Source organism: Alloalcanivorax sp. C16-1 (genome assembly GCF_046507805.1).
Lineage (GTDB): Bacteria > Pseudomonadota > Gammaproteobacteria > Pseudomonadales > Alcanivoracaceae > Alloalcanivorax.
Window position 1 is genome coordinate 943278 of sequence record NZ_JBKFTK010000001.1, and the last position, 15877, is coordinate 959154.

The following is a 15877-nucleotide window of genomic DNA, read 5'->3' on the forward strand; positions in this document are numbered from 1 at the left end:
CGGTCAGCCCGGACGGGTGGACGCCCGGCAAAGCTCCAGCCAGCGCTCCACCCCGGGGCTGCGGTACTTCTCCCGGTGCAGCACGAAATAGAAAGCCCGGCTGAAGTCCCGGTGCGGCACCGCCAGCGGCACCAGGGAGCCGCGCCGGAACGCCTCGCGCAGGGACACCCGTGACAGGCAGCTGATGCCCAGCCCGGTTTCCACCGCGCGCTTGATCGCCTCAGTGTGCTCCAGCTCCAGCAGCAGGTGCAGGTCCGGCAGAATGCCGTGCATGCCGCGCTCGAAGGTCTGGCGGGTGCCGGAGCCGGGCTCGCGCACGATCCAGGTGGCCGCCTTGAGATCGTCGTCGTCGAGGCGCTCGCGCCTGGCCAGCGGGTGGTCCGGCGCGCAGAACACCACCAGTTCGTCGTCCCGCCAGGGCAACAGATCCAGGTCCCGGTGATTGATTTCACCCTCGATCAGACCCAGATCAAGGTCGAAGCCCAATACCCGATCGACAATGTTGCGGGTGTTGGCCACTTCCAGCTGCACCCGGGCACCGGGCTGCTCGGCCATGTAGCGGGCCATGATGCTGACCGCCAGGTAGTTGCCGATGGTAAGGGTCGCCCCCACCTTGAGCTGGCCCAGTTCCTGATGGGCCAGCAGGCCGGCCTCCAGGTCCCGGGCCTGGGCCAGCAATGCCTCGGCCCGGGGCCAGAGCTGACGGCCCAGTTCGTTGAGGCGCAGCCGTTTGCCGGCGCGCTCGAACAGCTTCACCTCGAACTGGGATTCCAGCTCCTTGAGCGCCCCGGAAGCGGCGGACTGGGACATGCTGAGATGGGCGGCGGCGCGGCTCACGTTTTCAAAGTGGGCGGTGGCCAGGAAGACTTCCAACTGCCTCAGGGTGTAGCGCATGGCGGCGATCCCGTGTATATATGCGCCCGCGGCGCACAAATGCGAACTATTAGCGTTTATATATCGGCAATGCCGATATCAAATATCGGAATTACCCATTTTACCGATATCGGCAAAGTGGTTACATTCTCACCAACTGAAGATTCGGGAATAAAAGCGCATTAGCTTATGTCAAATTTGAATACTGAAACCGTCACCAGCGTGCACCATTGGAACGACACGCTGTTCAGCTTCACCACCAGCCGGGACCCGGGTTTCCGCTTCAAGAACGGTCATTTCACCATGATCGGCCTGGAGCAGGAGGGTGGCCGGCCGCTGCTGCGCGCCTATTCCATCGCCAGCGCCAATTACGAGGAAGAGCTGGAGTTCTTCAGCATCAAGGTGCCGGACGGCCCGCTCACCTCCCAGCTGCAGAAAATCCAGCCCGGCGACAAGATCTACGTGAGCCGCAAGCCCACCGGCACCCTGGTGGCGGACCACCTGCTGCCCGGCAAGCGCCTGTGGCTGCTGTCCACCGGCACCGGCCTGGCGCCGTTCCTGAGCATCATCAAGGACCCGGAAATCTACGACCAGTTCGACCAGGTGATTCTCACCCACGGGGTGCGCTATACCTCCGAGCTGGCCTATCGGGAAATCATCGAGAACGAACTGCCGAACAATGAATTCTTCGGCGAGTACGTGCGCAACCAGCTGCTGTACTACCCCACCGTGACCCGGGAGCCGTACCGCAACAAGGGCCGCCTGACCGATCTGATGACCTCCGGCAAGATCTTCGAGGATCTGAACCTGCCGACCCCGAATCTGGAAGAAGACCGCTTCATGCTGTGCGGCAGCCCGGCCATGCTCAAGGATCTCACCGACATTCTGGACGGCTGGGGCTTCCGCGAGTCCCGGGGCGGCCACGCCCACGAATACGTGATCGAACGCGCTTTCGTCGAGAAATAAGCCTTAAGCCCGCGAAATAAGCCCGCGCTGAATCTTCAGTACCTGCCCCGCCGCCCGGCGGGGCTTTTTTTGTGGCCTGCCGTCCCTGGCGGCCACCCTTCGGGCCGTCGCTGACGCGACGTCAAAAAAAGCTCCCGGCGTTTTTTTGGTGAGATGCGGCGCTCTCGCCTGACAGCGGCGGCGCGGCCCGGTATGGTCCCGCGCATAACCTTCAAGGAGCTTGACCGGTATGTCCGCAGTGTTTGGTAATTTTCTGGCTATCTTTCCGCTGATCGTACCCGCCCTGATCGGCATCGTTCTGGGCTGCGCGTTTCTGTCCCGCTACCGCAAGCCGGCCATCATGGTAATCATCGCCAGCGTCCTGCTGCTGCTCCAGGGGGCCTTCATGATGCTGGCCAACATGTTCCTGGTGCGCCTGGCCAGCGACGGGGTGATTACCTGGGAAACCTACAGCCTGATCGCTTCGACGGTGCACTTCATCCTCGGCATCGGCTCGTCCGGGCTGCTGCTGACGGCGGTGTTCGCCGGACGGGCCGCCCCGGTCGTGGAGGTGGCGCCGGATGCCCGGCCCCACCGGGGGGCGCCGATTCTGGTCATGGGGATCCTGTCGGTGGCGATTTTCGCGCCGTTGGGGGTGATCGCCATGGTGCTGGGGATTCGCGATCTGGCGGCCATGGAGGCCGGCACCATGGATCCACGGGGCCGCCCGCAGACCACCGCCGGCATGGTGCTGGGCATCATCGCCATCGTGCTGATGGTGCTGGCGCTGATCGGCGCCGCCCTGTTCCTTTACACCCTCTCCACGGCCAACTGGATGCCCTGAGGCGGCGGGGAGCGGCAGTGGGGAGCGGCGCTAGCGCTCCCAGTTGCTCTCCGGCATGCGCTGCAGGTGCAGCTGGCTGATCAGCCGCAGCGTGGGCCGGATCAGAAACTGGAAGCTGCCGATGATGAACAGCCAGGCCGCCGGCTCCGCCAGGCTGGGATAAAGAAAGAGGACGCTTCCCACCAGAAACCAGATGGCGATCAGAAAGTCGTTGATGATACTGAGCGTTTCGTAACGCCTCCGGATCACCAGTTCCTCGTGGCCCAGATGCAGCGTCAGCGGGTCATCGATTCGACGGTTCGCCATCCTGTCCTCCCTCTTTTATCCAATCAGCATTGATGCAATCAGCGTGGTTTTGGCCCTCGCAAAGCGACCGGTTGTTCATTGGCATCGACGGCGGCGGGCTGCTCGTCCAGATCGCGGACCATGCCGCAGGCGACGCACTCCATCCAGATGCGCTCGCCGTCCAGACAGCGCTGGACCCGATCCACCGCGCCGCAGGACGGGCAGGCGGCACCGGCGATGAATTGACGCTTTACCGCCATCTCAGCCTCCGATACCGCTGTGCCGCAGCAGCGGCTCCACACTCGGCTCACGGCCACGGAACGCCACGAACAGCTCCATGGGCTCCTGGCTGCCGCCCTGGGCGAGGATTTTCTCGCGGAAATCCCGACCGGTGTCGGCGTTGAACGGCCCCTCTTCCTCGAAGCGGGAATAGGCGTCGCAGGACAGCACCTCCGCCCATTTGTAGCTGTAATAGCCCGCCGCATAGCCGCCGGCGAAGATGTGCGCGAAGCCGTTCTGGAAGCGATTGAAGGCCGGCGGCCGCACCACCGACACCTGCTCGCGCACGTCGTCGAGCACCTGCTGGATGCTCAGCCCGTCCCGGTACTCGGCGTGCAGGCGCATGTCGAACAGGGAGAATTCCAACTGCCGCATCATGCCCATGGCGCTTTGGAAGTTCTTGGCGGCGAGCATTTTTTCCAGCATCGCCTTGGGCAGCGGCTCGCCGGTTTCGTAGTGGCCGGAAATCAACGCCAGCCCTTCCTCGGTCCAGCACCAGTTTTCCAGAAACTGGCTGGGCAGTTCCACCGCGTCCCAGGCCACACCGTTGATGCCGGAAATCCCGGGCACGTCCTGTTCGGTGAGCATATGGTGCAGGCCGTGGCCGAACTCGTGGAACAGGGTGACCACCTCGTCGTGTGTCAGCAGCCCGGGCTTGCCACCGGCCGGCGGCGCGAAATTGCAGGTCAGGTAGGCCACCGGCGTTTGCAGGCTGCCGTCGGGACGACGGCGGCGGATGCGGGCGTCGTCCATCCAGGCACCGCCCCGTTTGCCGGTGCGCGCGTACATGTCCAGGTAAAAGGCGGCGCGCACGGTGCCGTCGTCGTCCACCAGCTCGTAGAAACGCACGTCGGGGTGCCAGGTATCCACGTCTTCCCGGGGGCGGAAGCGGATGCCGAACAGGCGGCCCACCACCTGGAACATGCCGTCGATGACGGTCTCCGCCGGGAACCAGGGGCGCAGGGCCTCCTCGGACAGGTCGTAGCGGGCTTCGCGCAGCCGTTCGCTCCAGAAGCCCAGGTCCCAGGGCTGCAGATCGTCGGCGCCCTGTTCGGCGGCGAACGCCTTCAGGTCCGCCAGCTCCTGCTCCGCCTGGGGTTTGGCGCGGCGCGCCAGGTCATTCAGAAACGTGGTGACCTCGTCCACGTCCCGGGCCATCTTGGTGGCCAGGGATTCCTCGGCGTAATTGGCGAACCCGAGCAGGTTGGCCTGGGCATGGCGCAGCTTGAGAATCTCGTCCATCACCTCGGCGTTGTCGTACTCGCCGGCCTGGGGCCCCTGGTCGGAGGCCCGGGTGGTGAAGGCGCGGTACATTTCCTCGCGCAGGGCGCGGTTGCGCGCATGGCTCATCACCGCGATGAACACCGGCACGTCCAGGGTCAGCAGCCAGCCCTGTTCATGGCCCTCGGCACGGGCCCGGTCGGCGGTGCCGGCCAGGGCGGTTTCCGGCAGGCCGTCCAGCTCGGCTTCGTCGGTGACCAGCTTGCTCCACGCCTGGGTGGCATCGAGCAGGTTGTTCTCGAAGCGGGTGGTCAGCTCGGAGAGCCGCTTGGCGTTCTCCATGTACTGCTTTTTCTGCTCGCCGGACAGCGCCACGCCGGAGAGGCGGAAATCACGCAGGGTATTGTCGATGTCCTTGCGCTGGGCCGGGCTGAGCTGCTGGAATTCGTCGCTGTCGCGCAGCGCCTGGTAGGCGGCGAACAGATCTTCATTCTGGCCGACCTCGGTGCCGTATTCACTGAGCAGCGGCAGGCAGGCGTTGTAGGCTTCGCGCAGCGCTTCGTTCTGGGCCACCGCGTTGAGATGGCCCACCGGGCCGAACGCCTTGCCGAGACGGTCGTCTTCCTCGGCCAGGGTCTGCTCCAGGGCGCGGTAGCTGAAGTCGCCCTTGGCCAGCACCTCGCGGATGCGTTCGCGACCGGCGGCCACCAGCGTCTCCACCGCCGGCTTCACGTGCTCGGGGCGGATGTCGGAAAACGGCGGCAGATCCGGATAATCGATCAGCGGATTGTGGCTCATGGGACCTCTCGGTATAAACGGGCGGTAACGGAAACGTTCAGGAGTAGTGAAATGGGGATTCGCCCCTTCAAAGACAAGGCGCCGACGCTGGGTGAACGGGTCTGGGTGGACCCGGCCGCCACCGTGATCGGCGAGGTGGAACTGGCCGACGACGTGTCCCTGTGGCCGGGCGCCGTGGTGCGCGGCGACATGCACCGCATTCGCGTGGGCGCCCGCACCAGCGTGCAGGATAACGCGGTGCTGCACATCACACACGCCTCGGAGTTCAATCCCGGCGGCTTCCCCCTGGACATCGGCGAGGACGTGACCATCGGCCACCAGGCCATGCTGCACGGCTGCACGGTGGGCGATCGGGTGATGATCGGCATGCAGACCATGATCATGGACGGCGCCGTGGTGGAGAGCGACGTGATGCTGGCCGCCGGCAGCCTGGTGAGCCCGGGCAAGCGGTTGGAATCCGGCTGGCTGTACCGGGGCCGACCGGCCCGGCCGGTGCGCGAACTGACCGAGCAGGAATTGCGCTTTCTGCCCTACGTGGCCGGCAACTACGTCAAACTCAAGGACGATTACCGGGCGGAGGCTAGATCGCCCACATAAACGACAGGTTGCCGAAGCTGAGCGGGTCGTTGCTGTCGCGCAGCGGCGAGGTGGAGGTCTGCAGGGTCATGGTGAAGCTGAAACCGTCGTTGCGCAGACCGAAGCCGCCGATGGCGGTGCCGGTGAAGTCGCGGGCCTCGATGTCGTAGGGCCCGGCGTGCTCCTCGATGTAGGAATAGCCGTTGTACTGGCCGGCCAGCCCCAGGAACAGCTCCCAGCCGAAGCCGCGGCGGTCGAACAGGCCCACCAGGGAGCCGGCGGTGCCGATGCCGGCGTAGTCGGGAATGAAGTTGCCCGGCAGGTTGCGTCCGAAGCGCACGAAGCCGCCGGCCTGGGCATGGCCGTCGAAGTTGTTGGCATCGACGCCCCAGGCGGTGCCCAGCTCGGTCTCATAGCCATTGTCGCCGGTGTGGCGGAACAGGCGGTGGGCGTGCAGAAACCAGACCCCGCCGATGGCATCGGGGCCCAGCTGATTGTCCCAGCCCTGGGGCTCGTTGGAACCGACCACCCGGTGCACGAATTTCTGGCTGTTCTCGGCGCCGGAGTCCGGCCCGACCACGCCTGCACGCAGACCGTAGCCGTACAGGTTGCGCTGGTCCCAGCTGAACAGACCCACTTCCAGGTTGGCGTAGCCCACATAGGGCAGGTCGTTGTAGTCCGGCGTGGTCCGCTCGATGTCCGAGGGGGTGATCATGATCTGCTCGAGGCTGACGGTCAGCGCGTGGCGCTCGTCGGCGGCGGAAATACCGGGCAGCGGGTCCAGGGTGCGGGCCACCGCGCAGGTGGCGCCGCCGTTGTGCTCGCAATCGTCCTGCCCGTCGCCCACCCAGCTGAACCGCACTCCGTTGGTGTAGTTCTTGTCCTGGCCGAGAAACAGGTCGTTGTCCCACGAGAAGCCGAGCGTATCGGCCTGGCCGAAGGTCGGACCCAGCAGGCCGGCCAACACCATCGCACCCAACAGTGCACGCATTGGTGAATCTCCACGAAACGCAAACGGGCAAGCACGCCGGTCGACCGGCGCGAAAAACAATCAATCAGGCGGAAAAGGCGGACGCCCCGGCGGCCGCCGACGAATATTTCACCGCGTCCGCGCCGACGCCGCCAGACGGGCGACGACAAAAGTTGTAAAACCGCATCAACATACGGGACCGGCTCAGCCCCGCTGGCGGCGCAGGTCGGCCAGCACCGGGGCGGTGTCCGGCCGGTGGCCGCGCCATACCGCGTAGGCCTCCGCGGCTTGTTCCACCAGCATGCCCAGGCCATCGCACACCGCCGCGGCGCCGGCCTGCCGCGCCCAGCGCATGAACGGCGTGGGCTCGGCGCCGTAGACCATGTCACAGGCCACGGTAGCGTCACCGATCAGCCCCTCGGGCAGCGGCGGCATCTCGCCGTGCAGGCCGGCGGAGATGGCATTGATGATCACATCGAACGGCCCTTTCAGGGTGTCCAGTTCGCTGGCGAACAGCGGCACGCCCAGGCCCGCGAACCGTTCCACCAGGGTCTCCGCACGGGCCACCGTGCGGTTGGCGATCACCAGCTCCGCCGGCGCCTGGGCCAGCAGCGGGCCGAGCACACCGCGCACCGCGCCGCCGGCGCCCAGTACCAGCAGGCGCTTGCCTTGCAAGGCCCAGCCCTGATTGCCGCGCAGATCCGCCACCAGGCCGGCGCCGTCGGTGTTGTCACCGTGCAGCACCCCTTCGCGGCGCCACAGGGTGTTCACCGCGCCGGCCTGGCGGGCCCGCTCAGTGAGTTCGCCGCACAGGGCATGGGCCTCTTCCTTGAAGGGCACGGTCACATTGGCACCGCGTCCGCCGGCGTCGAAAAACGCCGCCACCGCGCCGGCAAAGTCGTCCACCGGCGCCTCGATGCGCTCGTAGCTCAGGTCCTCGCCGCGCTGGGCGGCGAAGGCATGGTGGATGTCCGGCGACCGGGAATGGCTGACCGGATTGCCGAACACCGCGTAGCGATCAGTCATAGCCACTCCCGATGGATCAGAAACTTCTCGTACAACTCGGCTTCCGGGCTGCCCGGGTCCGGCCGCCAGTCATAATCCCAACGTACCAGGGGCGGCAGGGACATGAGAATGGATTCGGTGCGCCCGCCGGACTGCAGACCGAACAGGGTGCCCCGGTCGTAGACCAGATTGAATTCCACGTAGCGGCCGCGCCGGTAGAGCTGGAAGTCCCGCTCACGCTGGCCGAACGGCAGGGCCTTGCGGCGCGCCACGATCGGCCGGTAAGCGTGGATGAAGGCCTCGCCGATGCCGCGCGTGAGCGCGAAGCTGTCCTCGAAGCCGAGGCGGTTGAAGTCGTCGAAAAACAGACCGCCCACGCCGCGCGGTTCATCGCGATGCTTGATGAAGAAATAGTCGTCGCACCAGGCCTTGAATTCGGGGTAGAGGTCCTCGCCGAAGGGCGCGCAGGCGTCCCGGGCGGTGCGGTGCCAGGCCACCGCGTCCTCCTCGAAGCCGTAGAAGGGCGTCAGATCGAAGCCGCCGCCGAACCACCATACCGGCGGCTCGCCTTCCTTCTCGGCGATAAAGAAACGCACGTTGGCGTGGCTGGTGGGCACGTAGGGATTGTGCGGGTGGATCACCAGGGACACGCCCATGGCCTGGAACGATCGGCCGGCCAGTTCCGGCCGATGGGCGGAGGCGGACGGCGGCAGACGGGCGCCGAACACATGGGAAAAGTTCACACCGGCCTTTTCGAACACGGCGCCGTCCGCCAGCACCCGGCTGCGGCCACCGCCGCCCTCGGCCCGGTCCCAGGCGTCCTCGATAAAGCGGCCACCACCGTCCTCGGCTTCCAGTTCCGCCACGATGTGGTCCTGCAGCTCCAGCAACCAGGCTTTCACGGCGTCCGGGGACACGTCTTGCATCTTGCTCGCTCCTTCAGGGCACTAGCGCAGCACGCGGCCGCTTTGCAGATCGATGATGGCGGAGGGCCGGGCGCGCGGGTCGGTGTCGCCGGTGACCACGAAGTCCACGTCCCGGCCCAGATGGCGCGTGGCCAGAAAGCGGTTGCGCGCGGCGGGCCGGCCCGCCCGGTTGGCACTGGTGGACACCAGCGGCGTGCCCAGCCCCCGGGCCAGGGCCCGGGCCACGGGGTGCGGGCCCACCCGCACCGCCACCTTGTCGTGGGCGCCACGGATCCAGACCGGCACCCGCTCGGTGGCCGGCAGCAGGTAGGTGACCGGCGCCGGCCAGGTGTCGGCCAGCCGGCGGCGCTGGGCGTCGTCCAGCACCACCAGGTCGTCCAGCTGCTCCAGGTCGGCGGCCAGCAGGATCAGGCCCTTTTCCACCGGCCGCTGCTTGATCGCCAGCAACCGGCGCACCGCCGCTTGGTCGAACGGGTCGCAGCCCAGGCCGTAGACGGTTTCCGTGGGGTAGGCGATGACCCCGCCGGCGCGGAGGATGCGGAGGGCCGTGTCCAGGTGCTGATTCATGGGTCGCGGGCATCGGTAGTCAGGGACCGGGCAAGGATACCGATTGCGGTGGCCGACGTCAGTCCCGGGACGGCGCGGTGCGCGCCGTGTACCCGCCGGCCACCCGCTGCACGCGGCCTTCCAGTTCCAGTTCCGCCAGCTGATCGGCCAGCTCGGCCATGGCCAGGCCGCTGCGCCGGCACAGGGCGTCCAGGTCGTTGACGCCACCGGTGAAGTGGCGGAGCAAGCCGCTGGGGCGCGCCGTATTGAGCGCCGGGCTGTGTTCCAGGGTGCGGCGGAATTCGCCGAAGGCGGCCAGCACATCGTCCACGCTTTCCAGCCAGTTGGCGCCGTCCCGCAGCAGCCGGTGGCAGCCCTTGCTGAGCGGATTGTGCAGCGAGCCGGGCACCGCGAACACCTCACGGCCCTGCTCGGCGGCGGTGCGCGCGGTGATCAGCGAGCCGCTGCGCAACGCCGCCTCCACCACCACGGTGGCCAGGCTGAGGCCGCTGATCACCCGGTTACGCAGGGGAAAGTGCGCACCCAGCGGCCCGGCCCCGGGGGCGAACTCGGTGACCAGGGCGCCGCCGCCCTGGACGATCCGCTCGGCCAGACCGGCGTGGCGAGGCGGGTAGACGCGGTCCGGGCCGCAGCCCAGCACCGCCACGGTGGCGCCGCCCCCGGCCAGGGCCCCCTGATGGGCGGCGCCGTCCACTCCCAGGGCCAGGCCGCTGGTCACCGTGAAGCCGGCCCCGGCGAAGGCGCGGGCGAAGCGGTGCGCGTTGTCCAGGCCGTCGGCGCTGGCATGGCGGGCGCCCACCAGGGCCAGCTGCGGCGCCGCCAGCACCGCCGGGTCGCCGCGTACCGCCAGCACCCCGGGGGCGTCCTCCAGGTCCGCCAGCAGCGGTGGATAGTCGTCATCGCCCAGGGCCAGCCAGCGCCAGCCGAGGTCGGCCAGCCTATGCAGCACCGGCGCCAGGGTTTCGGGGTCACGCAGCGCACCGGCGTCGCCGGCCGGCGGCAAATGCTTCAGATAATCGAGCGGCCGGTGACGGTCCGGGGATCGTTCGCGCAACGCCCGGCCGAGCCGGGCGGAGGCGGGGGAAAAGGCGGCGGCCAGGGCCAGCCGTTTGAGTTGAGGGTCCATCGCGCACCTCCCTGTGCGCGCCGAGAGGTCAGTATCAGTAACTGCCCTCCGGGCTTTCCACGATGTCTTTCATGTAGATGGGCCGGATCGATTCCATAATCAGGCCGTAGCTGACTTTTTCGTACACCCGGAACAGCACCAGGGTGCCCGAGCGGGAGCGGGGCAGGCGCACCATTTCGTCGCGCTGGCGGTCGCGCACCAGCTCGCCCTGCTGGAAGATGTCCAGCACGTGGCCGGGCTCCATGCCGTCACGCTCGCCCTTGTTGATCACCACCACGTCGTTGCGGGCCACACTGTTGATGCGGTCGAAGAAGCGGATGATGTGGCCGGTGGTTTTCTCCGCCGGCGCGTGCGGGTACAGCACCGCCCGCACCAGCCGGTCCGGCTGCGGGAACAGGCGGTCGTCCACCCGCACGTCCTCGGAGGAGCGCACCACCTTCATGGTGACCATGTCCTCGTCGTGGGCGGTGATGGTGGCCAGGCCGATCTGGCGCGCCTCGTAGCCCAGCACTTCATCGGTTTCCGGGTCCACGTATTCCTCGCCGACCCGGTAGATGCCGAAGCGCGGCGGGGCGTTTTCGAACTGGTCATCCGGGTCGCGGGCGTAAACGGTGTCGCCCATGCCGTACACCACCCGGCGGTCCTGGCCGCCCACCACATAGGGCGCGGCCTTGATCTCGGCCCGGGTCACCACCAGGGCTTCCTTCAGGTAGCTCTGGATGGCGTTCATGGGAATGGCGGGGATGGCACTGTCGCGGTCCAGCTCCCGGGCCCGCGGCGTCAGTTTGACGGTGCCGTCGGCCAGTTCGGTGCGGCTGTTGCCGTCGCGGCGCACCGTCAGGCGCGGCTCGCCATCGGCCCACAACAGGCGGATTTCATCGCCGGGATAGATAAGATGCGGGTTGTCGATCTGGGGGTTGTCGTGCCAGAGTTCCGGCCACTGCCAGGGGTTCTCCAGGAAGCGGGCGCTGATGTCCCACAGGGTGTCGCCCTTCTTGACGTAGTAAACATCGGGATGCCCGTCGCGCAACTGGACGGTATCGGCCACCACCGCGGACGCGATGGACCCCATTCCCAGACACAGGACCCCCAGACACAGGATTCGCCGCAGCGATTTCATCATCAGCGGATTCCTTTTATCATTATCGGCGTCCGCGAAACGGCGAACGCACCCCCAGATCGAGCACAGTCGTTCTCGGATATTAGCAACGCGATCATAGATTTAGCAACCGAATTTAAAGCAGCTTCGCAAGTAGCTGTTCGTCCGTAAAAGAGACCCACGGGAGCCCCATGGCAAAGCTGGAGATACTGGAATTTCCCGACCCACGGCTTCGCACCGTAGCAAAACCGGTGGAGCAGGTGGATGACGCGCTTCGCAAACTGATCGACGACATGATCGAGACCATGTACGACGCGTCCGGTATCGGCCTGGCGGCCACCCAGGTCAACGTGCACCAGCGCCTGCTGGTGATCGACGTGTCCGAGGCCCGCGACGAGCCCCTGGTGTTCATCAATCCGGAGATTACCCCGCTTACCGAGGACCTGGCCCCCTACGAGGAAGGCTGCCTGTCGGTGCCCGGTTTCTACGAGGAAGTGCAGCGCCCGGCCAAGGTGCGCATCAATGCCCTGGACCGGAACGGCGAGCCCTTCGAGATCGTCACCGACGGCATCCTGGCCACCTGCATCCAGCACGAGATCGACCATCTGGACGGCAAGCTGTTCGTCGATTACGTGTCGCGGCTGAAGCGCGACCGGATCAAGAAGAAACTCCAGAAAATCCACCGCCAGAACGCCGGATGAGCACTTCCCCCCTGCGACTCGCGTTCGCCGGCACCCCGGATTTCGCCGCCGTCAGCCTGCAAGCCCTGATCGACGGCCCCCATGAGATCGCCGCCGTGCTCACCCAGCCCGACCGGGGCGCCGGGCGCGGCAAGAAGGTGGTGCAAAGCCCGGTGAAGCAGCTGGCGCTGGCCCACGATCTGCCGGTGCTGCAGCCGGAATCCCTGAAAGGCGAGGAGATTCAGCGCCGGATCGCCGACCTGAACCTGGACGCCCTGATCGTGGTGGCCTACGGCCTGATCATCCCGCGCGCGGTGCTCGACCTGCCGCGCCTGGCCTGCGTCAACGTGCACGGTTCGCTGCTGCCGCGCTGGCGCGGCGCGGCGCCGATCCAGTGGGCGATCGTGGCCGGCGACACCGAGACCGGCAACACCATCATGAAGATGGACGCGGGCCTGGACACCGGCCCCATGCTGCTCGGCGAGGCGCTGACCATCGGCGACCGGGAGACCGGCGGCGAGCTGCACGACCGGTTGGCCGAGCAGGGCGCCCGGCTGCTGAGCACGGTGCTGGACGACCTGCCCGGCCATCTGGAGCGGGCCGAGCCCCAGCCCGAGGACGGCGTCACCTACGCGCATAAGCTGAGCAAGGCCGGCGCCCGCGTCGACTTCGGCCTGCCGGCCCGGGCCATCGTCAACCGGGTGCGCGCCTTCAATCCCTGGCCGGTGGCCTGGGTGGAGCTGAACGGCCAGCCCCTGCGCCTGTGGGGCGCGGAAGAGGCCCCCGAGGCCGTCGACGACGAGGCCGAGCCGGGGCGCATTCTCACTGTTAGCGACGAGGGCCTGCTGGTGGCCTGCGGCGACGGCGCCGTGCGCCTGACCCGGCTGCAATTGCCCGGCAAGAAACCCCTGACCGTGGCGGAAATCCGCCGTGGCCATCCCGATCTGTTCCAACCAGGAGCCTTCCTTGGCTGAAAGCCCGGATCCACGCCTGGCCGCGGTGCGCGCCCTTAACCGCGTACTGCCCGGCCAGGGCGATGGCGCCAGCCTGCGCGAAGTGCTGCGCCGCGGCGTCCCCGACGGCAGCGCCGGCGGCCTCACCCGCGACCTGTGCTTCGGCGTGTGCCGCTATCTGCGCCCCCTCAATCAATGGCTCAACGACCAACTCGATAAGCCCCTCAAGGCCAAGGCCCAGCCGGTACGGCTGGCGTTGCTGTGCGGCATCTACGAGCTGTGGTTCAGCGAGCGGCCGGCCCACGCGGTGGTCAACGCCTACCCGGAGCTTTGCCGGCGCCTCAAGGCCGGCTGGGCCAGCGGCCTGGCCAACGCGGTGCTGCGCAAGGCCGACCGCACCGACGCCGCCACCGTCTTCGCCGACTACCCGCCGGCGGTGGCCGGCTCCCTGCCGGACTGGCTGTGGCGCCAGTTCCAGGACGACTGGCCGGCGCAGGCCGGGGAGCTGGTCCAGGCCAGCCTGGCGCCGCCGCCTTTCACGCTGCGCGTGGACCGCCGGCGGCAAACTCGCGAGCAGGCCCTGGCGCTGCTTGGCGACGGCGCCCGCCCCGGTGAACTGGCGCCCTGGAGCCTGTATCTGAGCCCGCCGCGCCCGGTGACCGCATTGCCGGACTTCGAGACCGGCGCGTTCTCGGTGCAGGACGAAGCCGCGCAGTTGCCGGCGGAATATCTGAACGTGCCCGCCGGTGGCCGGGTGCTGGACGCCTGCGCCGCCCCCGGCGGCAAGACCGGCCAGATTCTGGAAGCGTTCACCGACGCCCGGGTCACCGCCCTGGATCTGGCGGAAGGGCGCCTGGCCCGGGTGCGCGACACGCTGGCCCGGCTGGGCGTGGCGGCCGACCCGCGCGTGGGCGACGCCGCCGACCCGAGCGGCTGGTGGGACGGCGAGCCGTTCGACGCCATCCTGCTGGACGCGCCCTGTTCCGCCACCGGCATCCTGCGCCGTCAGCCGGACGTGAAGTGGCACCGCCGGCGGGCGGACATCCCGCTGCTGGTGGATTTACAAGCGCGGATGCTGGATGCACTATGGCCGCTTCTGCGGCCCGGGGGCCGGCTGGTGTACGCCACCTGTTCGGTGCTGCGCGCGGAGAACGACCAGCAGGTGGCCGCGTTTCTGGCGCGCACCGACGACGCCCGGGACCGCACGCCACGGCCGGACACGGCGGTGGCGGTAACGGCGGGCTGGCAATTGCTGCCCCGCGACGGCGGCCCGGACGGCTTCTACCTCGCCTGTCTGGACAAAGCGCACCCGGACCAGGGCGGCCCCAACAAGAAGGCGATCGATCCCGGATCATGAAGATCATCATTCTCGGTGCCGGCCAGGTGGGCGGCACCCTGGCGGAGAACCTGGCGGGGGAACGCAACGACATCACCGTCATCGACATCGACGGCGAGCGGTTGCGGGAGCTGGGCGACCGCCTCGACATCGGCACCGTGCAGGGGATGGGCTGTTACCCCTGGGTGCTCAAGGATGCCGGCGCCGAAGACGCCGACATGCTGATCGCGGTGACCAATTCCGACGAAGTGAACATGGTCGCCTGCCAGGTCGCCTACACCCTGTTCCGCACTCCCACCAAGATCGCCCGCATCCGCACCGCCTACTACACCGCCCGCGCCGACAAGCTGTTCAACGAGAACGCCATTCCCATCGATGTGATCATCAGCCCCGAGCAGGTGGTCACCGATTACATCAAGCGGCTGATCGAACACCCGGGCGCCTTGCAGGTGGTGAACTTCGCCGGCGGCCGGGTGCAGCTGGTGGCGGTGCGCGCTTATTACGGCGGCCCGCTGGTGGGCAACGAGCTGCGCGAACTGCGCAAGCACATGCCCAACGTGGACACCCGGGTGGCGGCGATTTTCCGCCGCAACCGGCCGATCATTCCGGAAGGCAATACGGTGATCGAGGCGGACGACGAAGTGTTCTTTATCGCCGCCAAGAACGATATTCGCGCGGTGATGAGCGAGCTGCGCCGCCTGGAGCACAACTACAAGCGCGTGCTGATCGCCGGCGGCGGCAACATCGGCTACCGCCTGGCCAAGAGCATCCAGCACCGCTACAACGTGAAGCTGATCGAGCGCTCGCCGCAGCGCGCCGAATGGCTCGGCGAAAAGCTGGATCACACGGTGGTGCTGCAGGGCCTGGGCACCGACCGGGATGAACTGCTCAAGGCCAACATCGAAAACACCGACGTGTTCTGCGCGCTGACCAACGACGACGAAGCCAACATCATGGCCTCGCTGCTGGCCAAGCGGCTGGGCGCGCGCAAGGTGATGACGCTGATCGCCAACCCGGCCTACGTGGACCTGGTGCAGGGCCACGACATCGACATCGCCATCTCACCGCAGCAGTCCACCATCGGCAGCCTGCTCACCCATGTGCGGCGCGGCGACGTGGTCAACGTTTACTCCCTGCGCCGTGGCGCGGCGGAGGCTATCGAGGCGATTGCCCACGGCGACGCCAAGTCGTCCAAGGTGGTGGGCCGCGCCGTGGAGGACATCGATCTGCCGGAGGGCACCACCATCGGCGCCATCGTGCGCGGTGAGAAAGTGCTGATCGCTCATGACGATCTGGTGATCGAGCCGGACGACCATGTGATCCTGTTCCTGATCGACAAACGGCGGACCCGCGACGTGGAGAAGTTGTTCCAGGTCGGGTTCACCTTCTTCTAG

General features: G+C 67.4%; 17 protein-coding genes. 7 read left to right on the top strand and 10 right to left on the bottom strand.

Going from position 1 to position 15877, the window contains the following annotated elements; all coding sequences use genetic code 11:
• Positions 1-3: 3 nt before the first annotated feature.
• A complete protein-coding gene (locus tag ACLD0W_RS04480) occupies positions 4-894 on the bottom strand; it encodes a LysR family transcriptional regulator (RefSeq protein WP_410306293.1) in 891 nt (296 codons plus the stop codon).
• Positions 895-1062: 168 nt separating this feature from the next.
• On the opposite strand from ACLD0W_RS04480, the gene ACLD0W_RS04485 reads away from it, so the two are divergent.
• Entirely contained in the window at positions 1063-1839 is a 777-nt protein-coding gene (locus ACLD0W_RS04485; RefSeq protein ID WP_410306294.1) for a ferredoxin--NADP reductase, read from the top strand.
• Positions 1840-2068: 229 nt separating this feature from the next.
• Positions 2069-2662 (top strand): hypothetical protein, encoded by a 594-nt coding sequence (locus ACLD0W_RS04490; RefSeq protein ID WP_410306295.1) that lies wholly within the window; start codon positions 2069-2071, stop codon positions 2660-2662.
• Positions 2663-2692: 30 nt separating this feature from the next.
• Here ACLD0W_RS04490 and ACLD0W_RS04495 read toward each other — a convergent pair whose 3' ends face one another.
• The 3 genes from ACLD0W_RS04495 to prlC are packed head-to-tail and all read right to left on the bottom strand — an operon-like array spanning position 2693 to position 5245.
• A complete protein-coding gene (locus tag ACLD0W_RS04495; protein WP_410306296.1) occupies positions 2693-2968 on the bottom strand; it encodes a YrhK family protein in 276 nt (91 codons plus the stop codon).
• A gap of 38 nt (positions 2969-3006) precedes the next feature.
• Positions 3007-3207 carry a YheV family putative metal-binding protein gene (locus ACLD0W_RS04500; protein WP_410306297.1) on the bottom strand — a complete coding sequence of 67 codons (201 nt, stop codon included), beginning with the start codon at positions 3205-3207 and terminating at the stop codon, positions 3007-3009.
• 1 nt (position 3208) lies between these two features.
• On the bottom strand, positions 3209-5245 hold the full coding sequence (gene prlC, locus ACLD0W_RS04505) for an oligopeptidase A (protein ID WP_410306298.1): 2037 nt from the start codon (positions 5243-5245) through the stop codon (positions 3209-3211).
• Between the two features lie 51 nt (positions 5246-5296).
• On the opposite strand from prlC, the gene ACLD0W_RS04510 reads away from it, so the two are divergent.
• On the top strand, positions 5297-5842 hold the full coding sequence (locus ACLD0W_RS04510) for a gamma carbonic anhydrase family protein (RefSeq protein WP_204431254.1): 546 nt from the start codon (positions 5297-5299) through the stop codon (positions 5840-5842).
• Here ACLD0W_RS04510 and ACLD0W_RS04515 read toward each other — a convergent pair.
• The 6 genes from ACLD0W_RS04515 to ACLD0W_RS04540 form a co-directional block, all read right to left on the bottom strand.
• A complete protein-coding gene (locus ACLD0W_RS04515; protein ID WP_410306299.1) occupies positions 5826-6812 on the bottom strand; it encodes a lipid A deacylase LpxR family protein in 987 nt (328 codons plus the stop codon). The genes ACLD0W_RS04510 and ACLD0W_RS04515 overlap by 17 nt on opposite strands.
• A gap of 183 nt (positions 6813-6995) precedes the next feature.
• A complete protein-coding gene (gene aroE, locus ACLD0W_RS04520) occupies positions 6996-7817 on the bottom strand; it encodes a shikimate dehydrogenase (protein ID WP_410306300.1) in 822 nt (273 codons plus the stop codon).
• On the bottom strand, positions 7814-8722 hold the full coding sequence (gene hemF, locus ACLD0W_RS04525) for an oxygen-dependent coproporphyrinogen oxidase (RefSeq protein ID WP_410306301.1): 909 nt from the start codon (positions 8720-8722) through the stop codon (positions 7814-7816). Before hemF ends, aroE begins: the two co-directional genes overlap by 4 nt.
• A gap of 21 nt (positions 8723-8743) precedes the next feature.
• Positions 8744-9289, bottom strand: a complete 546-nt coding sequence (locus tag ACLD0W_RS04530; protein ID WP_410306302.1) for an L-threonylcarbamoyladenylate synthase — start codon at positions 9287-9289, stop codon at positions 8744-8746.
• A 58-nt stretch (positions 9290-9347) separates the two neighbouring features.
• Positions 9348-10415, bottom strand: coding sequence for a DNA-processing protein DprA (dprA, locus tag ACLD0W_RS04535; RefSeq protein WP_410306303.1), 1068 nt, complete (start codon positions 10413-10415; stop codon positions 9348-9350).
• Positions 10416-10449: 34 nt separating this feature from the next.
• On the bottom strand, positions 10450-11538 hold the full coding sequence (locus ACLD0W_RS04540) for a LysM peptidoglycan-binding domain-containing protein (RefSeq protein WP_410306304.1): 1089 nt from the start codon (positions 11536-11538) through the stop codon (positions 10450-10452).
• A 167-nt stretch (positions 11539-11705) separates the two neighbouring features.
• Between ACLD0W_RS04540 and def the strand changes: the two genes are divergently transcribed.
• Genes def through trkA form a run of 4 tightly spaced genes read left to right on the top strand, consistent with a single transcriptional unit; the run spans position 11706 to position 15877 of the window.
• Positions 11706-12215 carry a peptide deformylase gene (gene def, locus ACLD0W_RS04545; protein ID WP_204431247.1) on the top strand — a complete coding sequence of 170 codons (510 nt, stop codon included), beginning with the start codon at positions 11706-11708 and terminating at the stop codon, positions 12213-12215.
• Positions 12212-13168 (top strand): methionyl-tRNA formyltransferase, encoded by a 957-nt coding sequence (fmt, locus tag ACLD0W_RS04550; RefSeq protein WP_410306305.1) that lies wholly within the window; start codon positions 12212-12214, stop codon positions 13166-13168. The genes def and fmt overlap by 4 nt, the downstream gene beginning before the upstream one ends.
• The gene (gene rsmB, locus ACLD0W_RS04555; protein WP_410306306.1) at positions 13161-14504 is read left to right on the top strand and encodes a 16S rRNA (cytosine(967)-C(5))-methyltransferase RsmB; all 1344 of its coding nucleotides are present in this window, start codon (positions 13161-13163) and stop codon (positions 14502-14504) included. Before fmt ends, rsmB begins: the two co-directional genes overlap by 8 nt.
• Positions 14501-15877 (top strand): Trk system potassium transporter TrkA, encoded by a 1377-nt coding sequence (gene trkA / locus ACLD0W_RS04560; RefSeq protein WP_410306307.1) that lies wholly within the window; start codon positions 14501-14503, stop codon positions 15875-15877. Before rsmB ends, trkA begins: the two co-directional genes overlap by 4 nt.

Bases quoted from the DNA above. Each gene is read 5' to 3' on its own strand.
- dprA (WP_410306303.1), bottom strand. From the start codon at position 10,415: ATGGACCCTCAACTCAAACGGCTGGCCCTGGCCGCCGCCTTTTCCCCC.
- ACLD0W_RS04515 (WP_410306299.1), bottom strand. From the start codon at position 6,812: ATGCGTGCACTGTTGGGTGCGATGGTGTTGGCCGGCCTGCTGGGTCCG.
- def (WP_204431247.1), top strand. From the start codon at position 11,706: ATGGCAAAGCTGGAGATACTGGAATTTCCCGACCCACGGCTTCGCACC.
- prlC (WP_410306298.1), bottom strand. From the start codon at position 5,245: ATGAGCCACAATCCGCTGATCGATTATCCGGATCTGCCGCCGTTTTCC.
- ACLD0W_RS04530 (WP_410306302.1), bottom strand. From the start codon at position 9,289: ATGAATCAGCACCTGGACACGGCCCTCCGCATCCTCCGCGCCGGCGGG.
- ACLD0W_RS04490 (WP_410306295.1), top strand. From the start codon at position 2,069: ATGTCCGCAGTGTTTGGTAATTTTCTGGCTATCTTTCCGCTGATCGTA.
- fmt (WP_410306305.1), top strand. From the start codon at position 12,212: ATGAGCACTTCCCCCCTGCGACTCGCGTTCGCCGGCACCCCGGATTTC.
- trkA (WP_410306307.1), top strand. From the start codon at position 14,501: ATGAAGATCATCATTCTCGGTGCCGGCCAGGTGGGCGGCACCCTGGCG.
- hemF (WP_410306301.1), bottom strand. From the start codon at position 8,722: ATGCAAGACGTGTCCCCGGACGCCGTGAAAGCCTGGTTGCTGGAGCTG.
- ACLD0W_RS04500 (WP_410306297.1), bottom strand. From the start codon at position 3,207: ATGGCGGTAAAGCGTCAATTCATCGCCGGTGCCGCCTGCCCGTCCTGC.
- aroE (WP_410306300.1), bottom strand. From the start codon at position 7,817: ATGACTGATCGCTACGCGGTGTTCGGCAATCCGGTCAGCCATTCCCGG.
- ACLD0W_RS04510 (WP_204431254.1), top strand. From the start codon at position 5,297: ATGGGGATTCGCCCCTTCAAAGACAAGGCGCCGACGCTGGGTGAACGG.
- ACLD0W_RS04485 (WP_410306294.1), top strand. From the start codon at position 1,063: ATGTCAAATTTGAATACTGAAACCGTCACCAGCGTGCACCATTGGAAC.
- ACLD0W_RS04540 (WP_410306304.1), bottom strand. From the start codon at position 11,538: ATGATGAAATCGCTGCGGCGAATCCTGTGTCTGGGGGTCCTGTGTCTG.
- ACLD0W_RS04495 (WP_410306296.1), bottom strand. From the start codon at position 2,968: ATGGCGAACCGTCGAATCGATGACCCGCTGACGCTGCATCTGGGCCAC.
- ACLD0W_RS04480 (WP_410306293.1), bottom strand. From the start codon at position 894: ATGCGCTACACCCTGAGGCAGTTGGAAGTCTTCCTGGCCACCGCCCAC.